Source organism: Streptomyces sp. NPDC006430, assembly GCF_040612395.1.
GTDB lineage: Bacteria > Actinomycetota > Actinomycetes > Streptomycetales > Streptomycetaceae > Streptomyces.
Genome location: NZ_JBEXQA010000020.1, coordinates 38,258 through 63,438, shown reverse-complemented (window position 1 = coordinate 63,438; position 25,181 = coordinate 38,258). Strand labels below are relative to the sequence as shown.

The 25,181-nt window shown below is 69.3% G+C and carries 28 protein-coding genes; 5 read left to right on the top strand and 23 right to left on the bottom strand.

Features of this window, described 5'->3' with window-relative positions; translation table 11 throughout:
* Positions 1–3: 3 nt before the first annotated feature.
* The 7 genes from ABZZ20_RS25150 to ABZZ20_RS25120 form a co-directional block, all read right to left on the bottom strand.
* The gene (locus ABZZ20_RS25150) at positions 4–906 is read right to left on the bottom strand and encodes a hypothetical protein (protein WP_356873170.1); all 903 of its coding nucleotides are present in this window, start codon (positions 904–906) and stop codon (positions 4–6) included.
* Positions 903–1,319: a hypothetical protein gene (locus ABZZ20_RS25145; protein WP_356873168.1), complete on the bottom strand. Its 417-nt coding sequence runs from the start codon at positions 1,317–1,319 to the stop codon at positions 903–905. The genes ABZZ20_RS25150 and ABZZ20_RS25145 overlap by 4 nt, the downstream gene beginning before the upstream one ends.
* A gap of 185 nt (positions 1,320–1,504) precedes the next feature.
* Positions 1,505–2,812, bottom strand: a complete 1,308-nt coding sequence (locus tag ABZZ20_RS25140) for a dicarboxylate/amino acid:cation symporter (protein WP_356873166.1) — start codon at positions 2,810–2,812, stop codon at positions 1,505–1,507.
* A 381-nt stretch (positions 2,813–3,193) separates the two neighbouring features.
* A complete protein-coding gene (locus ABZZ20_RS25135) occupies positions 3,194–3,499 on the bottom strand; it encodes a DUF4229 domain-containing protein (RefSeq protein ID WP_356873164.1) in 306 nt (101 codons plus the stop codon).
* 137 nt (positions 3,500–3,636) lie between these two features.
* Positions 3,637–4,161, bottom strand: a complete 525-nt coding sequence (locus ABZZ20_RS25130; RefSeq protein ID WP_356873162.1) for a GNAT family N-acetyltransferase — start codon at positions 4,159–4,161, stop codon at positions 3,637–3,639.
* A gap of 116 nt (positions 4,162–4,277) precedes the next feature.
* On the bottom strand, positions 4,278–5,456 hold the full coding sequence (mqnE, locus tag ABZZ20_RS25125; protein ID WP_356873160.1) for an aminofutalosine synthase MqnE: 1,179 nt from the start codon (positions 5,454–5,456) through the stop codon (positions 4,278–4,280).
* 80 nt (positions 5,457–5,536) lie between these two features.
* Positions 5,537–5,992 (bottom strand): Lrp/AsnC family transcriptional regulator, encoded by a 456-nt coding sequence (locus ABZZ20_RS25120; RefSeq protein WP_356873158.1) that lies wholly within the window; start codon positions 5,990–5,992, stop codon positions 5,537–5,539.
* Positions 5,993–6,088: 96 nt separating this feature from the next.
* On the opposite strand from ABZZ20_RS25120, the gene ABZZ20_RS25115 reads away from it, so the two are divergent.
* Positions 6,089–6,256 (top strand): hypothetical protein, encoded by a 168-nt coding sequence (locus tag ABZZ20_RS25115; protein WP_356873300.1) that lies wholly within the window; start codon positions 6,089–6,091, stop codon positions 6,254–6,256.
* Here ABZZ20_RS25115 and ABZZ20_RS25110 read toward each other — a convergent pair.
* From ABZZ20_RS25110 to ABZZ20_RS25090, 5 genes are read right to left on the bottom strand one after another with little or no spacing between them, the layout of a single operon-like run.
* The gene (locus tag ABZZ20_RS25110; RefSeq protein WP_356873156.1) at positions 6,253–6,939 is read right to left on the bottom strand and encodes a UbiX family flavin prenyltransferase; all 687 of its coding nucleotides are present in this window, start codon (positions 6,937–6,939) and stop codon (positions 6,253–6,255) included. The two genes, ABZZ20_RS25115 and ABZZ20_RS25110, sit on opposite strands and share 4 nt — an antisense overlap.
* 39 nt (positions 6,940–6,978) lie before the next feature.
* A complete protein-coding gene (locus ABZZ20_RS25105; RefSeq protein ID WP_356873154.1) occupies positions 6,979–7,560 on the bottom strand; it encodes a Uma2 family endonuclease in 582 nt (193 codons plus the stop codon).
* A 26-nt stretch (positions 7,561–7,586) separates the two neighbouring features.
* Complete coding sequence (gene mqnP / locus ABZZ20_RS25100) at positions 7,587–8,510, bottom strand: menaquinone biosynthesis prenyltransferase MqnP (RefSeq protein WP_356873152.1); 924 nt, start codon at positions 8,508–8,510, stop codon at positions 7,587–7,589.
* A complete protein-coding gene (locus ABZZ20_RS25095; RefSeq protein ID WP_356873150.1) occupies positions 8,507–8,977 on the bottom strand; it encodes a hypothetical protein in 471 nt (156 codons plus the stop codon). The genes mqnP and ABZZ20_RS25095 overlap by 4 nt, the downstream gene beginning before the upstream one ends.
* Positions 8,974–10,431 carry a menaquinone biosynthesis decarboxylase gene (locus ABZZ20_RS25090; RefSeq protein ID WP_356873148.1) on the bottom strand — a complete coding sequence of 486 codons (1,458 nt, stop codon included), beginning with the start codon at positions 10,429–10,431 and terminating at the stop codon, positions 8,974–8,976. Before ABZZ20_RS25090 ends, ABZZ20_RS25095 begins: the two co-directional genes overlap by 4 nt.
* 90 nt (positions 10,432–10,521) lie before the next feature.
* Between ABZZ20_RS25090 and ABZZ20_RS25085 the strand changes: the two genes are divergently transcribed.
* On the top strand, positions 10,522–10,836 hold the full coding sequence (locus ABZZ20_RS25085) for a PLD nuclease N-terminal domain-containing protein (RefSeq protein WP_356873146.1): 315 nt from the start codon (positions 10,522–10,524) through the stop codon (positions 10,834–10,836).
* A 71-nt stretch (positions 10,837–10,907) separates the two neighbouring features.
* On the opposite strand, the gene ABZZ20_RS25080 is transcribed toward ABZZ20_RS25085, so the two are convergent.
* Positions 10,908–11,279: a cupin domain-containing protein gene (locus tag ABZZ20_RS25080; RefSeq protein ID WP_356873144.1), complete on the bottom strand. Its 372-nt coding sequence runs from the start codon at positions 11,277–11,279 to the stop codon at positions 10,908–10,910.
* Positions 11,280–11,345: 66 nt separating this feature from the next.
* On the opposite strand from ABZZ20_RS25080, the gene ABZZ20_RS25075 reads away from it, so the two are divergent.
* A complete protein-coding gene (locus ABZZ20_RS25075) occupies positions 11,346–11,819 on the top strand; it encodes a MarR family transcriptional regulator (protein WP_356873142.1) in 474 nt (157 codons plus the stop codon).
* A 144-nt stretch (positions 11,820–11,963) separates the two neighbouring features.
* Here the strand turns inward: ABZZ20_RS25075 and ABZZ20_RS25070 are convergent, their stop codons facing one another.
* From ABZZ20_RS25070 to hemL, 8 genes are all read right to left on the bottom strand, one after another.
* Positions 11,964–12,467: an SRPBCC domain-containing protein gene (locus ABZZ20_RS25070; protein ID WP_356873140.1), complete on the bottom strand. Its 504-nt coding sequence runs from the start codon at positions 12,465–12,467 to the stop codon at positions 11,964–11,966.
* Positions 12,468–12,492: 25 nt separating this feature from the next.
* A complete protein-coding gene (ccsB, locus tag ABZZ20_RS25065; protein ID WP_356873138.1) occupies positions 12,493–13,578 on the bottom strand; it encodes a c-type cytochrome biogenesis protein CcsB in 1,086 nt (361 codons plus the stop codon).
* Positions 13,575–15,284: a cytochrome c biogenesis protein ResB gene (locus tag ABZZ20_RS25060; protein ID WP_356873136.1), complete on the bottom strand. Its 1,710-nt coding sequence runs from the start codon at positions 15,282–15,284 to the stop codon at positions 13,575–13,577. Before ABZZ20_RS25060 ends, ccsB begins: the two co-directional genes overlap by 4 nt.
* Before the next feature lie 13 nt (positions 15,285–15,297).
* The gene (locus ABZZ20_RS25055; protein WP_356873288.1) at positions 15,298–16,035 is read right to left on the bottom strand and encodes a cytochrome c biogenesis CcdA family protein; all 738 of its coding nucleotides are present in this window, start codon (positions 16,033–16,035) and stop codon (positions 15,298–15,300) included.
* Positions 16,036–16,075: 40 nt separating this feature from the next.
* Entirely contained in the window at positions 16,076–16,711 is a 636-nt protein-coding gene (locus ABZZ20_RS25050; protein WP_356873134.1) for a TlpA disulfide reductase family protein, read from the bottom strand.
* Between the two features lie 66 nt (positions 16,712–16,777).
* Positions 16,778–18,019: a hypothetical protein gene (locus tag ABZZ20_RS25045; protein WP_356873132.1), complete on the bottom strand. Its 1,242-nt coding sequence runs from the start codon at positions 18,017–18,019 to the stop codon at positions 16,778–16,780.
* Positions 18,020–18,170: 151 nt separating this feature from the next.
* The gene (locus ABZZ20_RS25040; protein ID WP_356873130.1) at positions 18,171–18,845 is read right to left on the bottom strand and encodes a histidine phosphatase family protein; all 675 of its coding nucleotides are present in this window, start codon (positions 18,843–18,845) and stop codon (positions 18,171–18,173) included.
* The gene (gene hemL / locus ABZZ20_RS25035; RefSeq protein ID WP_356873128.1) at positions 18,842–20,176 is read right to left on the bottom strand and encodes a glutamate-1-semialdehyde 2,1-aminomutase; all 1,335 of its coding nucleotides are present in this window, start codon (positions 20,174–20,176) and stop codon (positions 18,842–18,844) included. Before hemL ends, ABZZ20_RS25040 begins: the two co-directional genes overlap by 4 nt.
* 305 nt (positions 20,177–20,481) lie before the next feature.
* Between hemL and ABZZ20_RS25030 the strand changes: the two genes are divergently transcribed.
* Positions 20,482–20,919 (top strand): hypothetical protein, encoded by a 438-nt coding sequence (locus ABZZ20_RS25030; RefSeq protein ID WP_356873286.1) that lies wholly within the window; start codon positions 20,482–20,484, stop codon positions 20,917–20,919.
* A gap of 100 nt (positions 20,920–21,019) precedes the next feature.
* Here ABZZ20_RS25030 and ABZZ20_RS25025 read toward each other — a convergent pair whose 3' ends face one another.
* Both ABZZ20_RS25025 and ctaD read right to left on the bottom strand, forming a co-directional pair.
* Positions 21,020–21,388: a cytochrome C oxidase subunit I gene (locus tag ABZZ20_RS25025; protein WP_356873126.1), complete on the bottom strand. Its 369-nt coding sequence runs from the start codon at positions 21,386–21,388 to the stop codon at positions 21,020–21,022.
* 5 nt (positions 21,389–21,393) lie between these two features.
* On the bottom strand, positions 21,394–23,127 hold the full coding sequence (gene ctaD, locus ABZZ20_RS25020; protein ID WP_356873124.1) for a cytochrome c oxidase subunit I: 1,734 nt from the start codon (positions 23,125–23,127) through the stop codon (positions 21,394–21,396).
* Positions 23,128–23,967: 840 nt separating this feature from the next.
* On the opposite strand from ctaD, the gene ABZZ20_RS25015 reads away from it, so the two are divergent.
* On the top strand, positions 23,968–25,181 hold a 1,214-nt coding region (locus ABZZ20_RS25015), incomplete at its 3' end, for an ice-binding family protein (RefSeq protein WP_356873122.1).

Genomic DNA, 25,181 nt, shown 5'->3' with positions numbered 1-25,181 from the left:
GTCTCAGGCGGGCGTGGCCGTACCGTTCGTGCTGATGTCGAATGCCCGCCCGAGGCCAAGCCTGGCGTCCCCGACTTCCGTATCGCTGGCGGATTCGCCGGCGACCCGGGCCGAGGACTGCACTCGGTGCCCCTTGACGGATCCGCTGACCGAGCAGTCCGCGAACGAGCTGTACCAGACCTTGCCTGGGTCGATGACGACCTGCCGCCATGGCCCCGCATGCAACGGGCATGTTCCGTAGTCCCCGCTCACGACGGGCTTCACGGACACCGTGACGACCAGCTGGGTGGCGCCCGCGTTCCTCAGCATGACACCGAACTGGGCCGCTCCCGTCCCGCTAGCCGCCTGGGTGCAGGGCTGCATGTCGATGTTGATGACGCTGGTCGGGAGCCATCTGGTCGTGCAGGCCACGTCCTTGGACGGATACGGGGAACTCGCCGTAGCTGACCGGCGCGTCGGCCCCGTCGACGGCGCGGGCGCCGGGGCCGGAGTACCCCCGGTGGAGACGGTCTGCCCGGCGTTGCCCGTGTTCGGTGACGCAGGCGGGGTGGACGGTGCGGTGGCGGAGGCGCTGGGTGAGGTCGGGGTCGGGGACACCGCGCCGGACTCGGCCGGGCGGGCACTGTCGACGTTCTCGGTCCTCAGCAGGCCGTACTGCATGGCCAGGATCGTCGTCGGCACGGCGATCACCGCAACGGCGCCGCCGACGGCAAGGGCAAGCTTTCGGCCCGATAACGCCCGTCCGCGCTGCCCGGACGGTATCGTCTCGCCTGGCGCGCCGCCGGACTCACCGGAACCCGGCGGGTACACGTTGAGGTTGTAGACGTTGCCGCCTTGGGCGATGTTCTGCACCCCGCCGTCGTGGGCGGCATTGTTCTGGCTACCGGGCTGGTCGGGCGTGCTCACCGCCGCGGCCGGCCGGCGTCGCCGACGATGATGTCGCCGCTCTGGGTGATGTTCTGGATCCCGCCCCCGTACGCCGTGTTGTTCTGTACGAAGGTCTGCTGGGCCGCCGGCAGCTCGCCCTCGACGCGGTCGATCAGCTCGCCGAGCTCGGCCGCGAGCTCGGGCTGCTCCTCCAGGAGGTCCTTCAGTCGGCCACGCCACTCCGCCTGGAGGTCGCGTCGGACGGACTCCAGCTCCTGAGGGGAGGCCGCCCGGCTCACTTCCACGGCAAGGCGGTCGAGCCGGCCGGCCGTTGCCTGTTCGGTCTGCGGGTTCCCACGTCCCAGGAGCCGGGAGAAGCCGGACCGCGTCGTCTGCCATGCATCCGTCGCGGCCGCGCTCACCAGAGCCGCGCCGCCCGATGCAGCCAGCATCTCCAGAGTTTCCGACAGCACCCTGTTCCTCCCGGTGACCGGCGTTCGCGGGTGAACTGCCCGCGAGAGCAGACAAGTTAATGCATCATCAGCGTCGGTGCGAACGGCCCTGACCGGTAAAACGCACCGCAGCCCCCGGCCGACTGGACGGGGGCTGCGGCGGGGGCTGCGGGCGGCCGGAGCCGTCAGGCGGCGACGGCGACCGGGACGCGCTCCTCCAGCGGGGAGGACGACGCGGTCTCGTAGGCCTTCTTGTCCAGGATTCCCTCGCGGGCCGCGACAACGACCGGAACCAGGGCCTGCCCGGCGACGTTCGTGGCGGTGCGCATCATGTCCAGGATCGGGTCGATCGCCATCAGCAGGCCGACGCCCTCCAGGGGCAGGCCCAGGGTGGAGAGGGTGAGCGTCAGCATGACGGTGGCGCCCGTCAGACCGGCCGTGGCGGCCGAACCGACCACCGAGACGAAGGCGATCAGCAGGTAGTCGGTGATCGTCAGCTGCACGTCGAAGATCTGCGCGATGAAGATCGCGGCGAGCGCCGGGTAGATCGCGGCGCAGCCGTCCATTTTCGTGGTCGCCCCGAACGGGACGGCGAAGGAGGCGTACTCCTTCGGGACGCCGAGCCGCTCGGTGACCTTCTGGGTCACCGGCATGGTGCCGACCGAGGAGCGGGAGACGAAGGCCAGCTGGATCGCGGGCCACGCGCCCTTGAAGAACTGGATCGGGTTGACCTTGGCGACCGTCGCGAGCAGCAGCGGGTAGACGCCGAACATCACGAGCGCCGAGCCGACGTAGACGTCCGCGGTGAAGGTCGCGTACTTGCCGATGAGCTCCCAGCCGTACGAGGCGATCGCGGTGCCGATCAGTCCGACGGTGCCGATCGGGGCGAGGCGGATGACCCACCACAGGGCCTTCTGGAGCAGCTCCAGGACGGATTCGGCGACGTTCAGGACCGGCTGCGCCTTGCTGCCCAACTGGAGGGCGGCGATACCGGCGACGGCGGCGAGGAAGACGATCTGGAGCACGTTCAGCTCGGTGAAGGGCGTGATGACGTCCTTCGGCACGATGCCGGTCAGGAAGTCGAGCCAGGAGCCGGTGCGCTTGGGCAGTTTGCCGTCCTGCGGGGTGAGGCCGGTGCCGGCGCCCGGGTTGGTCAGCAGGCCGATCGCGAGGCCGATGCCGACGGCGATCAGCGAAGTGATCATGAACCAGAGCAGCGTGCGGGAGGCGAGCCGGGCGGCGTTGTTCACCTTCCGCAGGTTGGTGATCGACACCAGGATCGCGAAGAAGACGAGGGGGGCCACGGCCAGCTTCAGCAGCTGGACGAAGATGTCGCCGATCTGTTCGAGGGTGGTGGCGAGCCAGCTGACGTCCTGGCTGCGGGCGAGCCAGCCGAACAGGACGCCGAGCACGAGGCCGGTGACGATCTGGGCCCAGAACGGGAACTTGAAGGAGGCCTTGGCGGGGGCCTGAGGGGTCGCGGACACGGACACACTCCGGGGGTGATGCGCAAAGAGAGCTGCAGAGGGGAAGAAGGGCGCGGGATCAGCGACAGCCACAACAGGCCGCGGACACACGGCGGCAGAGGTCGACGTGCAGGCGCGCCACGAGCAGAACGCTCGTGGTCATTTCGTGCGCAACTGTGGTCAACATGTTTAACACGCTAACACTTTCCCTTTGAGGATCTCAAAGGTGCACTTTGAGCCAGGGGTGCACGGGAGCGCCACCCCCCTCCCGGAAAACGCCACCGCCCCAGCACACGGGGGGCTTTCCCGGTACTGGGGCGGTTCGATGTGTGAGGAAGCCAACAGGCCGCGGCTGGCCCGGGCGGGCCTTAGCAGGCCTTGGTGGGCCCTTGGCGGAGCCTTACGCGCTCACGCGCGCGCGGCGTCGTCGGCCGCGTCCTCCTGGGAGCGGTTCGCGGCGAGCCGCTCCTTCGCGCCCGCGACGCGGCCGGAGATCTGCTCGGACATCTCGTCGCGCTGCTTGCGCAGCAGTACGAAGGAGAGCGGCGCGGAGAGCACGAGGGCGAGCAGCACGACCCAGGCGAAGTTGGCGTCACCGAGGCCCGCGGGCATCCAGCCCACGTTGACCAGGACGGCGACCAGGACGAGGCATCCGACGAAGATGCCCAGGCGCATCGCGGTGTAGCGGATCGTCGCGCTCGGCTTGAGGGACACGGTGACCCCTTCTCTCTCGTCGGTACGTCGTCACGTGCCCGTCCAGTGAAGCACGCCGGACCCCGGACCGGGCCCGGCGGGGTCACCCGAGCGGGGGTCGGTAGGGCCCGGCGGGGCTCCGCGGAGCCCCGCGGGCGTCAGTGCAGCGGCAGCAGCATCGTGATGTCGTCGCGGTCGTCGCCGGGGGCCACCCGGATCGCGTCCGGGACGCGGCCGACCTCCTTGTAGCCGCAGGCCGCGTAGAAGTGTTCGAGACCCATGCCGCCGCGACAACCGAGCCGGATCGCCTCGACGCCGTCGAACGAGCGCGCGGCGCCGGCCACGGCCTCCATCAGCGCCCGACCGGCCCCCCGGCCCTGGAGGCCGGGGCTGACCATGACGGTGTAGGCCCAGACCCAGTGCCGCTGGAGCCGGTGTGCGTTGAACGCGAGGAACGCGACGGCCAGGACCCGCCCGTCGGCGTCGCGGCCGACGACCAGTCGGTGGCGCCCTTCGGCCATCGCCACGAGGTGCTTGACCAGCTCGGGCCGGACGTCATCGGCGGTGACGGGCGGCACGAACCCGACGGCGCCGCCGGCGTTGGAGACCTCGGTCCAGAGCTCGACGATGCCGTCGCGCAGCGCGGGGTCGACCACCGGATCGACCGTAAAGGTAAGGGTCATGATGGAAGATTATCTATTACACGCCGCCTCGGCAACGAGAATCGAGAACGCGGGGCGACATGCGCAAGGCCCCGGTCCGCGGGGGACCGGGGCCTTGCGCACCTGCTGTTGACGCGTCAGACGCGCATCGCCTGCGGGGACTCGCGCAGACCCGCGTCCGGGCCGGGGTACTCGCGGATGACCTCGTAGCGCGTGTTGCGCTCGACCGGGCGGAAGCCCGCCTCGCGGATCAGTTCCAGCAGGTCGTCGCGGCCCAGCTTGTTCGGGGTGCCGTAGTTGTCCGCGTCGTGCGTGATCTTGTACTCGACCACCGAGCCGTCCATGTCGTCCGCACCGTGCTGCAGCGCGAGCTGGGCGGTCTGCACGCCGTGCATCACCCAGAACACCTTGACGTGCTGCACGTTGTCGAACAGCAGCCGCGAGACCGCGAAGGTCTTCAGCGCCTCGGCTCCCGTCGCCATCGTCGTCCGCGCCTGGAGCCGGTTGCGGACCTTGCCGTCCTTCACGTCCACGAAGTCGTGCTGGTAGCGCAGCGGGATGAAGACCTGGAAGCCCCCGGTCTCGTCCTGGAGCTCGCGCAGCCGCAGTACGTGGTCCACGCGGTGGCGCGGCTCCTCGATGTGCCCGTACAGCATCGTGCTCGGGGTCTTGAGACCCTTCTCGTGCGCGAGCCGGTGGATGCGCGACCAGTCCTCCCAGTGGGTGCGGTGGTCGACGATGTGCTGGCGGACCTCCCAGTCGAAGATCTCCGCGCCACCGCCGGTGAGCGACTCCAGACCGGCCTCGATCAGCTCGTCCAGGATATCGGAGGCCGACATCCCGGAGATCGTCTCGAAGTGGTGGATCTCGGTCGCCGTGAACGCCTTCAGCGAGACGTTCGGCAGCGCCTCCTTCAGCGCGGAGAGCGAACGCGGGTAGTACCGCCACGGCAGGCTCGGGTGCAGGCCGTTGACGATGTGCAGCTCGGTGAGGTTCTCGTTCTCCATGGCCTTGGCCAGGCGCACGGCCTCCTCGATGCGCATCGTGTACGCGTCCTTCTCGCCCGGCTTGCGCTGGAACGAGCAGTACGCGCACGACGCGGTGCACACGTTCGTCATGTTGAGGTGGCGGTTCACGTTGAAGTGGACGACGTCGCCGTTCTTGCGCGTGCGCACCTCGTGGGCGAGACCGCCGAGCCAGGCCAGGTCGTCGGACTCGTAGAGGGCGATGCCGTCCTCACGGGTCAGCCGCTCCCCGGAGCGAACCTTCTCCTCCAGCTCGCGCTTGAGCCCTACATCTTTGATAGATGCAGTCATCGGCCGGCCGCCTCCTCTGTGTCCTGCCTGTCCGCACTGCCCTGTACGGACAGTCCTTGCCCAACCCCGCAACCGTACTCTTAGCGCTCCTCGGGCAGCTCCCCGACCCGGTTCTCCCACTTCGTGGAGAGCACGATGGTGGTGCGGGTACGGGAGACGCCCTTGGTCCCGGAGAGCTTCCGGATGATCTTCTCCAGCCCGTCCACGTCGCTGGCCCGCACCTTCAGCATGAAGGAGTCGTCACCGGCGATGAACCAGCAGTCCTCGATCTCCGCCAGGTCGCGCAGTCGCCGGGCCACGTCCTCGTGGTCGGCGGCGTCGGAGAGGGAGATGCCGATGAGCGCCGTGACGCCGAGGCCGAGCGAGGCCGCGTCCACGGTCGCGCGGTAGCCGGTGATGACGCCGGCCGTTTCGAGCCGGTTGATCCGGTCGGTGACGCTGGGGCCGGAGAGGCCCACGAGCCGGCCCAGCTCCGCGTACGAGGCACGTCCGTTCTCCCGGAGTGCCTGGATGAGCTGCCTATCCACCGCGTCCATATACCTGGAGCCTTCCATTATTCGGCGATCCCGCAAGTTTACGTATAGAATCAAAGGCGCACAGGGTCAACACCCTGTGAATCTTTCAACAGATCAATGAGATCTGACGAGCATCAGGAGTGGTTCACCGTGTACACGATCGAGATGGCCTACGCGCACATGCGACAGCTCCAGGAGCTGGCCAACCGATCCCGCACTGACCAGCCCGCCGCCGCCCACCGCGTCGACAAGACCCGCAAGCCGCACACCGCCAAGAAGCGCTAGGCACCGCTTGCCTCCCGGGGAGTGCGGGAGCCACCGAGCTCCCCCTCCCACCGGCGGTACAGCCGGTGCGGCACCCCTGCCGCATCCAGCACCCGCCCCGCGACGAAATCCACCAGGTCTTGGATGTGCGTCGCCCCCGAGTAGAACGCCGGAGAGGCGGGCAGCACCACTGCGCCCGCCTCGTCCAGCGTCACCAGGTGTTTCAACGTCTGCCCGTTCAGCGGGGTCTCCCGCACCGCGACCACCAGTCGCCGCCGCTCCTTGAGCGTCACGCTCGCGACGCGCTGGAGCAGGTCCTTCGACAGCCCGAGCGCCACCCCCGCCACACAGGCCGTGGACGCCGGCACGATCAGCATCCCCTTCACCGGGTACGAGCCCGAGCTCGGCCCGGCGGCCAGGTCGCCGGCACCCCAGTAGCGGACGTCGTCCAATTCCGGCCGTGCGAAGGTCGCCGGTTTGCCGTCCGCCCCGTGCTCCAACCAGGTGGTGAGATCGTCCCGCCAGTGCGCGTCGCGGAAGGCGATCCCCGTCTCGTCGAGCAGGGTCAGCCGCGACGCCCGGCTGACCACCAGGTCCACGCTCTCCCCCGCCGCCAGCAGCCCGCGGATCACCGCGGCCGCGTACGGCGTCCCGGACGCCCCGGAAACCCCGACCACCCACGGGGTGCGCTTGCCGTCAGTCATGACTCCGAGACTATCCGGCCACACCGGGCAGGGTGCGGGTCAGGTGACGCTCGGGTCCACGGGAAGGGCGCTCGTGTCGATCCGCAGCTTGCCGATGCCGGTGTCGACGGTGACCGTTTCGCCGTACGGGACGGTGTCCCGGCCCCGGTAACCGTCCGGCCCCGGGTTCCACAGCGTCACGCAGTGCGCCCGGTACGGGTCGAAGACCAGGTAGTGCGGGATGCCGCGCCGAGCGTAGGCCTGGTCCTTGACCACGTAGTCGTTGCGGACGCTGCTGGGGGACACGACCTCGACGGTGAGCTCGATCAGATCCGGCGGGTAGGCGCTGAGGTACCGGTCCGCCTCCGTGGCGGGGACCACCGCGAGGTCCGGGCAGAACTCGTTGTCACCGTCGATCGGCACCGCGACATCGCTGATGAATCCCCACTCCGCCGCCAGCTGCGCTTCCAACGCGTTCCACAGCAGCCGAATGGTCCTGGCGTGGTGGGGCTTTACCGGACTCATCACGATGTTGCCCTCGACAATCTCCGTCCGGTAGCCCGGGAACATGCCCTCGAACCGGCTGAGCTGTGAGTGCAGGCGGTCGCTCTCCGAGATGGTCACGTCGGCCTCCCTGTCCATGCACTCGATGGTAGGCCGCACCGCATCTAGAGGGTCAGACCCCGAACGGCAAGATCGAGCAGGGAACACACGAAGAGGGCGATGCCGATGAAGCCGTTGACCGTGAAGAAGGCACGATTCAGCCGGGACAGGTCGTGCGGCGTCACGATCGTGTGCTCGTAGAGGAAGGCCGCCACGACGAGCGCCAGGCCGCACCAGAAGAAGGCGCCCGCGTCCATCGCGACGGCGTACCAGACCAGCAGGCCGGTGGTGACGACGTGCGCGCCGCGGGCCCCCCACAGGGCCGCCGGAACACCGAAGCGGGCGGGGACCGACTTGACGCCGTCCGCCCGGTCCGCGGCCACGTCCTGGCACGCGAAGATCAGGTCGAAGCCGCCGATCCACACGCCCACCGCGAGGCCGAGGATCACCGCGTCCCAGGACCACGTGCCGGTGATCGCCAGCCAGGCCCCGACGGGGCCCATGGCCTGCGCCAGGCCCAGGATCGCGTGCGGGAAGTTCGTGAACCGCTTGCCGTACGGATACACCACCATCGGGATCACCGCGACCGGCGCCAGCGCCAGGCACAGCGGGTTCAGCAGGGCCGCCGAGCCGAGGAAGACGGCCAGCGCGATCCCGGCCCCGGTCCACGCCGAGCGCACGGACACCGCGCCCGTGACGAGCTCCCGCCCGGCGGTGCGCGGGTTACGGGCGTCTATCTCGCGGTCGATGATCCGGTTGGCGGCCATCGCGAAGGTCCGCAGCCCCACCATGCAGACGGTGACGAGCAGCAGCTCGGTCCAGTGCATGGTCCGGTCCAGCTGGAACATGGCGGTCAGGGCCGCGATGTAGGCGAAGGGCAGCGCGAAGACCGAGTGCTCGATCATCACGAGCCGGAGGAACGCCTTCACCTTGCCGGTCGGCTGCGGCACCGGGCCGGGCCCGATCACCCCGTCGGCGGTCGCCATCATGCGAGGCTGCTCCGGAACTCTTCGATGTCGGCCAGCAGCTCCGCGGTGGGGAGCGGGCCGAGCTCCAGGGTCCGGGGGGCGCCGTCGTGGCCCTCCGGCGGGGTGACGTGCGCGGTGAGCTGCCAGGTGTCGGCAGCCGGGCGGGCGTCCAGGCGCAGGAAGTTCCCCGCCTCGGCGGTGAACGGCCCGCCGGCGGCCAGGGCCCGCTGGAGCTGCTCCGCGAAGTCGTCCGCCTCGATGTCCCGCGCGCCGGGCAGCTCGAAGCCGTCGCCCTCGCCGTCCGCGTCGTCGAGCATCAGCGCCCAGATGTTGCCGGGCCCCGCGAACTCCTCCGGCGAGACGCCGGCTTGTTCGGCTGCCAGCCGGACGCCCGGGTCCGCCGGGTCGAGTTCCGGGCGTACCAGGGCCACGTAGACGTCGCCGGCGCCGAGGAAGAGCTCAGGGCCCCCCACTCCGATCGGGCTCACAGGCCGTACTCCTTCCAGCGGCGGTCCACCAAGGCCGCGGTCGCCGGGTCGGACTCCACCATGTCGGGCCAGCCGCCGTCGCGGGTGTAGCCCTCCTCGGGGAGTTTCTTCGTCGCGTCGATGCCCGCCTTGCCGCCCCAGAACTGCTGGTACGAGGCGTGGTCGAGGTGGTCGACCGGACCCTCCACGACCGTGAGGTCGCGGGAGTAGTCCGTGTTGCCGAGGGCCCGCCAGGACACCTCGTGCAGGTCGTGGACGTCGCAGTCCTTGTCCACCACGATGATCAGCTTGGTCAGCGACATCATGTGGGCGCCCCAGATGGCGTGCATGACCTTCTGCGCGTGCTTCGGGTACTTCTTGTCGATCGAGACGATCGCGCAGTTGTGGAAACCGCCGGACTCGGGGAGGTGGTAGTCCACGATGTCCGGAATGATGATCTTCAGCAGGGGCAGGAAGAACCGCTCCGTCGCGCGGCCCAGCGGACCGTCCTCGGTCGGCGGCCGGCCGACCACGATCGACTGGATCAGCGGGCGCTTGCGCATGGTCACGCAGTCGATCTTCAGCGCGGGGAAGGGTTCCTGCGGGGTGTAGAAGCCGGTGTGGTCGCCGAAGGGGCCTTCCGGCAGCATCTCGCCCGGCTCCAGCCAGCCTTCGATGACGACCTCGGCGTTGGCGGGAACCTGGAGCGGAACGGTCTTGCAGTCGACCATCTCGATCCGCTTGCCCGCGACGAACCCGGCGAAGAGGTACTCGTCGATGTCGCCGGGCAGCGGCGCGGTGGACGCGTACGTCACGGCCGGCGGGCAGCCGAAGGCGATCGCGACCGGCAGCCGCTCGCCGCGCTGGGCGGCGACCGCATAGTGGTTGCGGCTGTCCTTGTGGATCTGCCAGTGCATCCCGATGGTGCGCTTGTCGTGACGCTGGAGGCGGTAGAGGCCGAGGTTGCGCACCCCCGTCTCGGGGTGCTTGGTGTGCGTCAGGCCGAGGTTGAAGAAGGACCCGCCGTCCTTGGGCCAGGTGAAGAGGGCCGGCAGCTGGTCCAGGTCCACGTCGTCGCCGGTGAGCACGACCTCCTGGACGGGCGCGGCGTCGCCCTTCACCTTCTTCGGCGGCACGTGCACCATCGAGCCGAGCTTGCCGAAGGCCTCGCGGACGCCGATGAAGCCCTGCGGCAGCTCCGGCTTGAGCAGGCCGCCGATCTTCTCGCTGATCTCGCCGTACGACTTCAGGCCGAGGGCCTTGAGGAGGCGGCGGTCGGTGCCGAAGACGTTCATGGCCAGCGGCATCGCCGAGCCCTTGACGTTCTCGAAGAGCAACGCGGGCCCGCCCGCCTTGTTCACTCTGTCGACGATCTCCCCGACCTCCAGGTACGGGTCGACTTCGGCCTTGATGCGCTTGAGGTCGCCCTCTCGCTCCAGAGCCCGGAGCAGCGAGCGGAGATCGTCGTAAGCCATAGGGGCCAGTATCCGTCACCGACTAACCTGGGAGCGTCACCGGGGCCCGAGGCGGGTCCTCCGCCACTGTCTGGGAGTCGGTCCCCCACCGTGCTGCGCTATCTGCCGTTCCTGCTGGTCATCGCACTGACCATCTACGCCTTCATCGACTGCCTGAACACCCCCGAGGAGGAGGTCAAGCACCTCCCCAAGGTGGTCTGGGTGATCATCATCCTGCTCTTCTCCATCGTCGGACCGGTGGTGTGGCTGGCCGCCGGCAAGCAGCGGTCCCCGGCCGGCGGCGGCCGGGCGCGTCGGACGCAGTGGGTTGCGCCCGACGACAACCCGGAGTTCCTGCGGTCCCTCGGCGAGGAGCGCGACAAGAACCGCGACAAGAACAAGGATGGGGACGGGGACAAGGGCTGAGGGCTACGGCGACCGGGGAGCCATTCCCACCGGGGCCGCTCTCACCGGAGCCGTTCCCACCGGGGTCGCTCTCACCGGGCCCACGGAAGGACGCGGGTGCCCTCCTCTCCCGGGACCGTCACCACGCCGTCCGCCCGCATGGCGACGTACGCCTCGAAGGATTCCTGCGCGTGGACCGAGCGCAGCACCTCCGGCGGGAGGACGAGGGTCTGGCCCGCGCTGACCTCCTCGGTGCGGCCGGCCGAGGTGACCTTCAACGCGCCGGCGACGACCGTCCAGACCTGTTCGCGGTCGACGGAGTGCTCGGGGCCTTTGGATCCGGCCGCCATCGCGACGTGCCAGGTGCTGAGCTCGGTGCTGCCCCGGCTGGGGGCGCCCAGGCCGGTCATGACGGCGTTGGGGGTCTCGGTGACATGGTCGGGCGAGGCGGGGATGACGTGCATGGAGGGCTCCTGAGTCAAGTAGCTTTACTTGCAGCGAGTAAAGCAGGTTGACTCAGGCGTGTCACCATGTTTTCCGTGACCAGAAACGACGACTCCGACATCGAGCTGGGCTTCCTGCTCGGCCTCGGCTTCCAGCTCCTGATCGGCGAGTTCACCCGCCGCCTCGACGAGGCCGGGTACGCGGACCTCAGGCCCGTGCATGGCATGGCCTTCCAGGCACTCAAGGGCTCCGGAGCCACGGCGACCGAGCTCGCCGAGCACCTCGGAGTGACCAAACAGGCCGCCGGTCAGATCGTGGACGACCTGGAGAGGCGGGGGTACGTGCGGCGCGAGCCCCACCCGGAGGGCGGCCGGCGCAAGCTGGTGGTCCTGACCCGCGCCGCGCACGACCACCTGGCCGTCGCCGGGCGGACCCTGCACGCACTGGAAGCGGAGCTGGGCGCCGACGTCGACCTCACCACCCTGCGCACCGAGCTGACCCGTCTGGTGCGCACGCTGGCCGGAGAGGGGAGCCTGCCCCCGCTGCGGCCCGTCTGGTGATCCGAACGGCGCCGGGACCAGGGCGGCCACGACGCTCCACCAGGCCGCTCCCGAGCAGTACCGGTGGACCTTCGAGCTGCGCCGCACCCCGCGGCAGACGTTGGAGCTGTACTTCTTCTTCGGCGACCCGAACGCGCGCAGCGCCTACGTCCTGGCGAAGGACGCGTAGGAGGCCCGCAGCTCCGCCCAGCGGGCGTCCGTCCACCGGGACCAGTCCGCCGGGTGGCCCTGGAGGGCCGATTCCAGCAGTTCGAAGTGGTGGTGCCAGGTGGCCAGGCAGTCGAGGCGGTCCTCGTCGGTGCCGTCCCGCTCGTTCAGGAAGCGGATCACGGTGGAATCCGTCCCCACCGGCTCCAGGTGGAAGCGGATCCGGCCCAGCTCGGTCACGGTGTACTCCACGACCCGCTCCACGTCCCAGGCCGTGATGCGCCCCGACGCCGTCGTCCCGGTGTTCAACCAGCGCAGGGTGACGGCTCCGCCGAGTCGCCGTTCCAGGACGTCCGCCGCGGCCAGCCAGCCGCGCAGCCCGTCCTCCGTGGTCAGCGCGGGCCAGAGGTCCGCGTACGCACTCGGCAGGTGCACCTCGAAGCGCAACAGCCAGCGGCCCTCGCCGCGGCTCTCACTGGTGGCATGACTCACAGGGGTCATGCCACCAGCGTGCCACTGCCGCGGGTCAGACGCCTGCGTACGAGTGCTTGCCGCTCAGCAGGATGTTCACGCCGTAGTAGTTCCAGATCCAGCAGGCGAAGGCGAACAGCGCGAGGTACGCGGCCTTGCGGCCCTTCCAGCCGGCGGTGGCGCGCGCGTGCAGGTAGCAGGCGTAGGCCACCCAGGTCACGAAGGACCAGACCTCCTTGGGGTCCCAGCCCCAGTAGCGGCCCCAGGCGTCGCCCGCCCAGATCGCGCCCGCGATGATCGTGAAGGTCCACAGCGGGAAGAAGGCCGCGTTGATCCGGTACGAGAACTTGTCGAGCGTGGCCGCGGACGGGAGCCGCTCCATGACCGAGGTGGCGAACCGGCCCGGTCGGCCGCCGCGCGCGAGCTTGGCCTCGTACCCGTCGCGGAAGAGGTACAGCACCGTGCCGGTCGCGCCGATGTAGAAAACGGCGCCGCAGATGATCGCGGTGGAGACGTGGATCCACAGCCAGTACGAGTGCAGGGCCGGGACCAGCTGGTCGCTGTCGGTGTACAGCCAGGTGATGGCGATGCCCAGGTCCAGCAGGACCGTGGTGACCAGGATCAGACCCATCCAGCGCACGTTCTTCTTCAGCGCCAGCAGGACCAGGTAGGCGCCGACGGCCACCGTGGAGAAGGTGAGCGAGAACTCGTACATGTTGCCCCAGGGGGCCCGCTGCACGGACGTCGCTCGGGCGACGACGCCGCCCGCCTCGATGAGGAAGGCGAGCGCGGTCAGCGAGACCGCGATCCGGCCGTACAGGTCGCCCTGCACGGTGTCGCCGGCCGCGCCGGGGCCGTCCGGGACGTCGCGGCTGCCGGCGGCGGACCGGGTGACGACCTTGGGCCTGTCGAGGACGGCCGTGCCCCCGCCCTTCGTCCGCACCTGCACGGCAGGCGCGTCGACGGCGGCCCCGGCGCCGGTCAGCGCGGCGGCCGTACGGCCCACTTTGCTGCGGCTACCGAAGATCCACTCGGCGATGTGCGCGAGGAAGGCGAGCGTGTAGACCGCCATCGACGAATAGACCAGGTAGTTGCTGATCTGAGCCAGATTCTCGTTCGTTGCGGCTGCGAGCAGCGTCATCCGCGCTCTCCTTCCGGGGATTCTTCGACCAGTTCGGACAAATCAGAGGGGCCGGACGCGGTGGGCGCCTGCTGGTGGAGCGACGCGGCGAGCACCGTCAGCTCCTCCGGGAGCCTGGCCGATTCGCTGCGGCCGAGGCCCGCCATCTCGACGACGGTCACGCCGTCCTCGCCGGCGACCGCACGGACCCAGATCCGGCGGCGCTGGATGAACAGGGAAGCGGCCAGGCCGCCGATCGCCGCGATCGCGCCCGCGAGGGCGAGACCGCTGCCGGGCTGCTGCGTGATCGAGAAGGTGGCCCAGCGCTCGATGCCCTCGAACTTCACGGTGCCGGCGCCGTTCGGCAGCTCCATCGTCTCGCCGGGCAGCAGCCGCTTCTTGAACAGCTGCCCGTCCGCGTCCTTGAACTCCTTCATCTTGGAGGTGTTCAGCTGGTACACGTTCTGCGGCAGGCCCGAGTCCACGCCCAGGCTGCCGTGGTAGGCGCTCAGGGCGAGCACGGGGAAGTTCAGCGCCGGGAACTGGGAGAGCATCGTGCCCTTGCCCTGACCGGCGAAGGTCGGCACGAACATGGCGTTGAAGCCGAGCTGCTCCTTGTTGCCGTCCTTGTCGCGGTAGCCGTCCGGCACCTTGACGGCGCCCGAGGAGCTGAGGTTCGCATCGAAGGGCAGCATCGGCACGGCGTCCTTGTAGATCACCTTGCCGGTGGGGTCGGTCACCGAGACGACCGGCGCGTAGCCGTGCCCGAGCAGGTAGACCTTGGCGCCGTCGACCTCCAGGGGCTTGTTGACCTGGATCTCGCGCTCCTGCGGGGCGCCGTCGGCACCTTCGCGGAGGGTGACGTGCGCCGTGAAGTCGCGCGGGGTCCCCTTCTGCGGGCCGGACGCCTCGTACGTCGCGTCGAACCGGTCGAGCGTGAAGGAGAACGGCGGCAGGTCCTCGGAGCTGAAGTAGCTGCCGGACTTGAAGTCGTCGTACTGGGTGAGCGTGTTCGAGAAGCCCGTGCCGCGCAGGACGAGCTTGCCGCCCTCGGACTTGAACAGCTGGCCCCAGGCGAAGGCCACCAGCAGCACGATCAGAGCGATGTGGAAGGCCAGATTCCCTGCCTCGCGCAGATAGCCCTTCTCGGCGGCGACGGAGGTCGCACCGGCTTCGGTACGAAAGCGCCGCCCGCCCAGGAGCGTCTTCGCGTGCCCGAGGACCTCCTCGGGGGACCGGTCCGTACGCCACGTCGTGTACGCGGGCAGCCGGTCGAGCCGCTTGGGGGCGCCGGGCGGACGGCCGGTGAGCTGGCCGACGAACTGCCAGCTGCGCGGGACGATGCAGCCGATCAGGGAGACGAACAGCAGCAGGTAGATCGCGGAGAACCACACCGAGCTGTAGACGTCGAACAGCTGGAGCTTCTCGGCGACCGGGACCCAGAAGGAGTGGTCCCTCTTCCACTGGGCCACCTTCATCGCGTCGACCTGGGTCTGCGGGACGAGGGAGCCCGGGATGGAACCCAGGGACAGCAGGAAGAGCAGGATCAGCGCGACCCGCATGGAGGTGAGCTGACGCCAGAACCAGCGGATCCAGCCGATCACGCCGATGCCGACGGGGGCACCGCCGTCCTCCACGGGAGCGGTGGACAGCTGCGCGCCGGCCGTGGCCAGGGCGGCGTCCTCGGATTGCGACGCCCCGGTGGACGCCTTGTCGGTCGTACTCATGTGCGTTAAGTCCTCAGATCCCCACCGTGAAGCCCTGGGTCCAGCTCTGCATGTCGGTGACGAGGGTGCCCCACCAGCCTGTGACGAGCAGCAGACCGGTGAGAACCAGCATGCCGCCACCGATGCGCATCACCCACGCATAGTGCTTCTTCACCCAGCCGAATGCACCGAGCGCCTTGCGGAAGGCGATCGCGGCGAGGATGAAGGGGAGGCCGAGCCCGAGGCAGTAGGCGACCGTCAGCACCGCGCCCCGGCCGGCGCTCGCCTGGTCGAGGGAGAGGGTGTTGACGGCGGCGAGGGTCGGACCCATGCAGGGGGTCCAGCCGACCCCGAACAGGGCGCCGAGCACGGGCGCGCCGATCAGCCCCGCCGTCGGCTTCTTGTGGAACCGGAACTCCCGCATCGTCAGACCCGGGATCGCCCCCATGAAGAAGAGGCCGAGGAGGATCACCAGACCGCCGAGGACCTGGGAGATGACCGCCTTGTTCTCCTGGAGGGAGGCGCCGAAGTAGCCGAACAGCGCGCCGGTGGAGACGAAGACGGCCGTGAACCCGGCGACGAACAGGCTCGCTCCGGCCAGCATCCGGCCGCGCCGGGCCTCGGCGAGGTCGGCACCGCCGACGCCCGTCACATAGGACAGGTAGCCGGGGACCAACGGCAGCACGCACGGGGAGAAGAACGAGACCAGCCCGGCGAGCAGCGAGATCGGCAGTGCCAGCAGCAGCGCCCCGCTGAGGACCGTCTCGTTCATGCCGGTCACCTCGGCGGCGAGGACATAAGCGACCACGAGGTCACTTCTCCGCGAGCAGCGGGTCGATCATCGAGCGCAGCTGCTCCTCGTTGACCGCGATCAGGGTGCGGGCCGCGATCCGGCCCTCCTTGTCGAGGACGATCGTGGAGGGGATGGACTGCGGGTTGAGGGTGCCCGCGGGGAAGCGGAGCATGAGCTTGCCGTCCGGGTCGTAGAGGCTCGGGTAGGAGATCCCGAAGTTCTCCTCGAACGCAGCGGCGCTCTGCTTGCTGTAGTCGCGGACGTTGATGCCGACGAAGGCGACGTCCTTGCCCGCGTCGGCGAACTCCTTGGACACCTTCGCGAAGTGCGGGGCCTCGGCGCGGCAGGGCGGGCACCAGGAGCCCCACACGTTGAGGACGACGACCTTGCCCTTGAGGGCGGTGGTGTCGAGCGCCTCGCCGTCGACGCTCTCGCCGTCGAGCTTGGGGGCCGCGTCGCGCGCTCCCTTGGCGACGGTGGAGATCCCGCCGGGGCCCATCACGTAGTTGCCACCGGCGGAGCCGGACGGCTTGCTGCCACTTCCCGTGCCGTCGCACGCCGAAAGGGTCAGGGCGCCAGCGAGGGTCACCGCGGTCAGCAGGAGGGCACGGCCGCTGGTCGGGCGGCGGCGACGGGGGGCGCGGCCAGTTCTCATGTGAAAAGTTTCGCATGAGCGATTTGCGGATCTCCCGCGCCCCCCGGGGGTGTGTTAAGCCGCTGGTCAGACATGGGAGAGGTACGTGTTCCAGCCACCGATCGGCGACTGACCGGGCGCCAGGCCCTGGAGCCGGGAGAGCACCTTGGGGTCCTGGACGTCCAACCAGTCGGTGAACTGCCGGAAGGAAACGAGCCGAACGTCCTTTTTGTCCGAGATGCCCTTGAGGGCCTCTTCCACGGCGTCCATGTAGATGCCGCCGTTCCACTCCTCGAAGTGATTGCCGATAAAGAGCGGCGCGCGGTTCGTCTCGTAGGCGCGCTGGAAGCCGCCCAGATAGGCGGACGTGGCCTGGGTGCGCCAGGCCGGGTACTGGGCGGGGACGCCCCGGGTGGTGTTCTTCGACTGGTTGGCGAGGATGTTGTAGTCCATCGAGAGGACTTCGAAGGAGTGACCCGGGAAGGGCACGGACTGGAGCGGCAGGTCCCACAGGCCTGACCTCTTCACCGGCCACACCTGGAGGCCGCCGGGCGAGGAGGCGTCGTAGCGCCAACCCAGCTTCTGCGCCACCGGCAGCAGGTTGTCCCGGCCGAGCAGGCAGGGGGTGCGACCGCCGACCAGTTCCTTGCGGTAGTCGAAGGGCAGGGGCTCCAGATCGGTGAAGCCGGTGTTGGTCCGCCAGTTGGTGACGAAGGACACGGCCTGGTCGATCTCGCTCTGCCAGTCGTCAGGGGTCCAGCGCGCCACGGAGCCGGAGCCGGCGCAGAAGTGCCCGTTGAAATGGGTCCCCACCTCGTGCCCGGCGAGCCAGGCCCGGCGGACACAGGTGAGGGTGTTGCGGACGTTCTCGTCCTTGAGGTAGCCGATGTCGGAGGCTCCGACCGGGTTGTTCGGCGGCTTGTACAGGCTCTTCTTCGACTCCGGCAGGAGGTAGATGCCGGAGAGGAAGAAGGTCATGGCCGCGCCGTGGTCCTCGGCGAGCTTGAGGAAGCGCGGGAAGAGGCCGTTGCCGATCTCCCCCGCGCCGTCCCAGCTGAACACGACGAACTGCGGCGGGGTCTCGCCCGGTTGGAGCGGTACGGGCCGGGCCGGCTGCCGGGGCTGCGGGCCGGTGTCGGCGGTGGAGCCGTCACCGATGGCCCTGGGTGCGGGCGGTCCGGGCTTCGCACTTGCCGCCGGTCCCCGGCTGCCCGGGCCGGACGGTCCGCCGAACCCGCAACCGGCGACACCGGCGGCGGCCACGACGGCCGCCGCGGCGCCGAGCCCGAGCATTCCCCTTCGGGTGAAGTCGCGCGTCGCATCGCTCATAAAAAGTCACATAAACGGACTTTTGAGTGAAGTCGAGTGCTGACGCGAGGATTCCGGTGCGACTTGTATGAATTTTTAGTCGTTCAGGGCATTCGAGGTCTTCGGACCCCGACCTCAGGCCCGACCTCAGGCCTGAACTCAGGCGCCGAACTCAGGCCCCGAAGGCCTTGGACTTGCCCTTCACCGGCTTCGCCCCGGCCAGCAGGTGCGCCGGCACCAGGTCCCGGGCCGGCTCGCTGTAACCCACCGACACCAGCCGGTCGTCCTGGTACGTGAACGACGTCAGCGAGGCCAGCGTGCACTGACGGCGGCGCGGATCGTGCCACAGCCGGCGCTTCTCCGCGAAGCTGCGCACGATCCAGATCGGCAGCTGGTGGCTGACCGCCACCGCCTCGTGACCGCGGGCCGCATCGCGCGCCGCCTCGATCGCGCTCATCATCCGGACGACCTGCTCGACATACGGCTCGCCCCAGGACGGCTTGAACGGGTTCGTCAGGTGCTTCCAGTTACCCGGCTTGCGCAGTGCGCCGTCCCCGACGCCGAAGGTCTTGCCCTCGAAGACGTTCTCCGCCTCCAACAGCCGCGCATCGCTCACCACGGCCAGCCCGTGGCTCTTGGCGACCGGCGCCGCCGTCTCCTGCGCCCGCTCCAGCGGCGAGGAGACGACGTACGTGATGTCACGGTTCTGCAGGTGGTCGGCGACACGCTCGGCCATCTGACGGCCCAGCTCGGAGAGGTGGTAGCCGGCACGGCGCCCGTACAGGACGCCGTCCGGGTTGTGCACCTCTCCGTGGCGCATCAGGTGGACGACGGTGATGTCACTCATGCGGTGGCCTCCGGGGTGGCCTGAGCGGCGGCGCGGGCGGCGGCGGGCAGCGCCGCCGCGATGCGCTCGATCGCCCGCTCGTCATGGGCGGTGGAGACGAACCACGACTCGAAGGCAGACGGCGGCAGGTAGACGCCCTGCGACAGCATCGAGTGGAAGAAGCCGTTGAAGCGGAAGGACTCCTGCTGCTTCGCGTCGTCGTAGTTCGTGACCTCGTTCTCGGTGAAGAACACGGAGAACATGTTGGACGCCGTCTGCAGCCGGTGCGCCACGCCTTCCTTGGCGAGCGCCTCCGTGACCAGCCCCTGGATCTGCCCCGACACCGCGTTGACCGTGTCGTACGCGGCCTCGTCCAGCAGCCGCAGCTGCGCGAGGCCGGCGGCGGTGGCGACCGGGTTCCCGGAGAGCGTGCCCGCCTGGTAGACCGGGCCGGCCGGGGCCAGGTACCCCATCACGTCGGCGCGGCCACCGAAAGCCGCCGCCGGGAAGCCGCCGCCCATGACCTTGCCGAAGGTCATCAGGTCGGGCTTGACCCCGTCGACGCCGTACCAGCCGGCGCGGGAGGTCCGGAAGCCCGTCATGACCTCGTCGGAGATGTACAGCGCGCCGTTCTCCCGGCACAGGTCCGCGAGCCCCTGGTTGAAGCCCTCCGCGGGCGTCACGACGCCCATGTTGCCGGGCGCGGCCTCGGTGATCACACAGGCGATCTCGCCGGGGTGCGAGGCGAACGCCGCCCGTACCGCTTCGAGGTCGTTGTAGGGGAGCACGATCGTGTCGCCGGCCTGCGCGCCGGTCACGCCGGGGGTGTCCGGAAGGGCGAAGGTCGCGAGCCCGGAGCCGGCGGCGGCCAGCAGCGCGTCCACGTGGCCGTGGTAGCAGCCGGCGAACTTCACCACCTTGGCCCGGCCCGTGAAACCGCGCGCCAGCCGGATCGCGGACATGGTCGCCTCCGTACCGGAGGACACCAGACGGACCTGCTCGACGGGTTCAATGCGGGCGACGATCTCCTCGGCGAGCGCCACCTCCCCCTCGCCGGGCGTACCGAACGAGGTACCGCGGGCGACGGCGGCCTGAATGGCCTCCACCACGGCCGGGTGGGCGTGGCCGAGGATCATCGGCCCCCACGAGCAGACGAGGTCGACGTACTCGCGGCCATCGGCATCGGTCAGGTACGGACCGGTACCGGACACCATGAACCTGGGCGTTCCGCCCACGGCGCGGAAGGCGCGCACCGGAGAGTTCACGCCGCCGGGAGTCACGAGGGACGCGCGCGTAAACAGGTTCTGCGAGACTGGGGCTTCATACGGATACGGGTAGCTCACACCAGCCATGGTCTCATCAGGCCGCGACTGACTTGCGGACGGGCGTTTCACCGCGCCGCCCCGGGGGAGGTCACTGCCATGATGATCAGGCTGCGTGGCGGGGGCCACGGGGCCGGGGCAGGCAAGACCAGTCGGGTGGAGATATGCAACGCGGTGGAGGACCGGGCGAGGGTACGGACGGCCTCGATCCGCAGCGCGCCCGCGAGGCCCGCGAAGCCCGCCGCCGAGGCAAGCACCGGCGCCGGGCCGCGGACGCGGCCGATCACGTGCCGGGGCCTTTGGAGGCCCCCGACGAAGCGCCCAAGGGACGCGGCATGGGCGTGACCTACAAGTACTTCGGCGCGCCGGACGGCGCCACGGCCGCCCGGGTCCCGGTCACGATGCGGCCGGAGGAACTGGGCGGCGACGAGCTCGGCATGGGCGGCCTGTTCACCAAGATCAAGCCAGAAACCGTGGCCGCGATGGTCCTGACCGGCATCCAGGGCGTACCCCTGCACAAGGTGCCCCCGCTGGAGCTGGTCGTCCTGCACCCCGACTACGCGGTGGTCAAGCTCCCGATGACGGTGGTCGACCCGCTGCGCGGCGTCGGCGAGGAGTCGGTCGGCGCGGCGGCCTTCATCTGGTCCACGGTCCCGGACCGCGGCGGACCCCGCGACGCCTTCAACGTCTACCAATTGCTCCACGAATGGCAGGACTTCTCCGTCCGCCTCCACGAGGCGGGCCACCAGCCGTACTGCCTGGTCTGGCCCTGACCTGGGATTTCGTCACCCCCCGGGCGGCTCTTCGGGGAGCCGCCCGGCCCGGCTCGGAAGTGGTCCGTCAGGAGCGGTTCAGGGGTGCCGGTGGGCGGGCTCAGGTCCGTAGGAGGAGCAGCACTGGACACGCGGCGGTGATCGCGATGACCGCCAGGGCCAGGGCGAAGGTGCGCAGCCGCAGGGTGCGGTAGCGGTCCTCGTACTCCGCGCGGAGCTGAGTGCAGCGATGGGCGAGGTGGCGGGTCGTCGCCTTGGCCGTCTCGATGCGGCTGTCCGCGTAGAGGCGTTCGAGTTCTTGTCGTTCGTTGGTGGTCAGCCAGGTGAGTTGGTCGCAGAAGGCGACGGCTTCGCGGTGGGCCCGGGTGAGCTCGTTCTGCCAGTAGAGGTAGCCGTCCAGGCTGCGCAGGCCGTCCTTGACGGACGCGGCCGGTTGGCCGCCCGAGTCGCTTGCCGCCGACGCGTCCATGGCGGTCACCGCTTGCCGCCGCCGGTGGCCGCCCCGGAGGCGCCGGAGTGGTCCTGCACATGGTCGAACTGGGCAATGTCCGGGTGGTGCAGGTCGAACGCCGGGGACTCGGAACGGATCCGCGGCAGGGTGAGGAAGTTGTGCCGCGGCGGCGGGCAGGAGGTCGCCCACTCCAGCGAGCGCCCGTAACCCCATGGGTCGTCGACCTCGACCTTCTTGCCGTACTTCGCCGTCTTCCAGACGTTGTACATGAAGGGCAGCATCGACAGGCCGAGCAGGAACGAGCTGATCGTCGAGATCGTGTTCAGCGTGGTGAAGCCGTCTGCGGCGAGGTAGTCCGCGTAACGACGCGGCATGCCTTCCACGCCCAGCCAGTGCTGCACCAGGAACGTGCCGTGGAAGCCCACGAACAGCGTCCAGAAGGTGATCTTGCCGAGGCGTTCGTCCAGCATCTTGCCCGTGAACTTCGGCCACCAGAAGTGGAAGCCGGAGAACATCGCGAAGACCACGGTGCCGAAGATGACGTAGTGGAAGTGCGCGACGACGAAGTACGAGTCGGAGACGTGGAAGTCCATCGGGGGCGAGGCCAGGATGACGCCGGTCAGACCACCGAAGAGGAAGGTGACCAGGAAGCCGACCGTCCACAGCATCGGGGTCTCGAAGGACAGCGAGCCCTTCCACATGGTGCCGATCCAGTTGAAGAACTTCACACCGGTCGGGACCGCGATCAGGAAGGTCATGAAGGAGAAGAACGGCAGCAGCACACCGCCGGTGACGTACATGTGGTGGGCCCACACGGTCACCGAGAGGCCGGCGATCGCGATCGTCGCCGCGATCAGACCGATGTAACCGAACATCGGCTTGCGGGAGAAGACCGGGATCACTTCGGAGACGATGCCGAAGAACGGCAGGGCGATGATGTACACCTCTGGGTGCCCGAAGAACCAGAAGAGGTGTTGCCACAGCAGCGCGCCGCCGTTGGCCGCATCGAACACGTGCGCACCGAACTTGCGGTCGGCCTCCAGCGCGAAGAGCGCGGCGGCCAGCACCGGGAAGACGAGCAGGACCAGGACAGCGGTCAGCAGCACGTTCCAGGTGAAGATCGGCATGCGGAACATCGTCATGCCGGGCGCGCGCATGCAGATGATCGTGGTGATGAAGTTGACCGAGCCGAGGATCGTGCCGAAGCCCGAGAAGGCCAGGCCCATGATGCCCATGTCGGGGCCGATGCCGGGCGAGTGCACCGCGTCCGACAGCGGCACGTACATGAACCAGCCGAAGCTGGGAGCGCCGCTCGGGGTGAGAAAGGAGGCCGCCGCGATGATCGAGCCGAACAGGTAGAGCCAGTAGGCGAACATGTTCAGCCGCGGGAACGCCACATCGGGTGCACCGATCTGCAGGGGCATGATCCAGTTCGCGAAGCCCGCGAAGAGCGGGGTGGCGAACATCAGCAGCATGATCAGGCCGTGCATGGTGAAGGCCTGGTTGAACTGCTCGTTCGACAGGATCTGCGTGCCCGGACGGGCCAGCTCGGCGCGCATGAACAGCGCGATAATGCCGCCGATGATGAAGAACGCGAACGACGTGACCATGTACATCGTGCCGATGGTCTTGTGGTCGGTGGTGGTCATCCACTTCACGACCACATTGCCCGGCTGCCTGCGCCGTAGCGGCAGCTCGTTCTCGTACGAGGCTTCGTCCGGGGCGGTACCCCGGGGCGGTTGCGAAAGGACTCCCACGCGAACTCCTGGTCACTTCGTCATCGGTGCGGACCGCGCCGGCCTGACCAGCGGCGGACCGGCCGACGGGTGACCACGCGCGCGGCGACTGTGACCCACGCCGGGGACGGCCCCGCGGAGACACGCCGAAAAACGCACGAAACGACACCCGGACGGGCGCCTCAGCGGGTGTTCACGGGGGGGCGCGTCCGGTGGCGCCGTGACACACGCGGCACGGGTGAGGCGGTCAGCCGGGAAGGCGGGTCAAGGGGCGTCGCTGCTGCTCCTTCAGCGCCTCCGTGGCGGCGTGGTATCCGCACATCCCGTGGCCCGAGGGGCCGGGCGGGGTGGCCGAGCAGCAGGGCGACCGCCGATGTCGTCGGCGAAGGAGCGCAGAGGTCGTGCAGCACCTCCGAGTTGAACAGGGGCTCCGTGCGCAGACCACCGCCCACGCGCTCGTGAGCCTCGAACAATGGACGCATGCTTCCACCCAGGTGACGAAACGGCGCGGGTTTCCTCGTTACCGCCACGCCCACCCACCCCGGAATTGGTCGATTCACTGAAATGGCGGCACTTCCGCAGGTGCACCGGGGTGGGATTGTCAGACCGGGTTGAAGTCGCTGACCCACATAGAGGAAATGGCACTCCCCGCGCCCGGGCGGAACATCGGATGACCATCCATATGAACTCCGATAATACGGGCACGTTTTACGCCACTCCGCCCTCAAGCGCGCCCCTCCCCTCGCCGCTTGGAATTGCCGTACCCAACCCCCTGCGTAATATGCCGTCTCACCAGTAAGGCTTCCCGGGCAATCGGTTAGGGCCCGGCACGCCACGGCCCCAACAGAAAATGGCCTCTCGATGAAGCTGAGATTTCCTCAAGCGGCTCGACTCCGCCCTCTGTCCGGCTGGCTAACCACGGCCCTTGCCGCAACGGTTGCCGCTGCGATGGTCGCCACGACGTCGACGCAAGCGTCGGCGATCGCAACACCCGTGCCTCTGGGCACCACCGCCAGCCACTCCGTCCTGGCAGGTCAGGGAGTGACCAACACCGGCCCCTCGGTGATCAGCCACGACCTCGGGACGCACCCGAACCCGGCCATCACCGGCTTCCCGCCCGGCCTGGTGCTCGGTGCCGTGCACGCTGCGGACGCTGCGGCCCTCCAGGCCAAGAGCGATCTGACCATCGCGTACAACAACGCGGCCGGCCAGGCCCAGGACTTCGCGCTCGCGGCGGGCATCGGCGCGGGCCAAACGCTGCTTCCGGGCGTCCACACGGCCACATCCGGTGTCGGGCTCACCGGCGACCTGATCCTGAACGCCGGGGGGGACCCCAACGCGGTGTGGGTGTTCCAGATCCCTGAAGCCCTCACGACGGCATCCTCCAGCCGCGTCCTCCTCACGAACGGCGCTTCGCCGTGCAACGTGTACTGGCAGATCGGGAGTTCGGCGACCCTCGGCACCGACTCCACCTTCGTGGGCACCATCATGGCTCTGACCTCGATCTTCGTGACCACGAGGGCGAACATCGAGGGCCGGGCGTTCGCCCGTAACGGCGAGGTGACGCTCGACAACAACCGGATCTTCCTCGGGACGTGCGCGACCGGTGGCACCACGGGTACGACGACGACCGGCACGACCACCGGTGCCACGACCGGCACGACCACTTCGGGTGCGACGTCGGGTGTCCTCGGTGGCGTGCTCGGTGGCGTGACGACGGGAGGCGGCCTCCTGGGCGGCCCGATCGGCAGCGGCGTAACGGGCGGTACCTCGGGGAACATCTCCGGCAACACCTCGGGGAACGTCGCGGGCAACACGACGGGAGCGAGCACCTCAGGGAACACCACGGGCGGAAACATCACCGGTGGAAGCATCACCGGCGGGAACGTCACTGGCGGGAACGGCGGCAAGCCCGGCCACCAGCACGGCGGCAAGCCCGACCACGAGCAGGGCGAGGGACCCGGCAAGCCGGACCACGAGCACGGCGGCAAGCCCGACCACGAGCAGGGCGAGGGACCCGGCAAGCCGGACCACGAGCACGGCGGCAAGCCCGACCACGAGCAGGGCGAGGGACC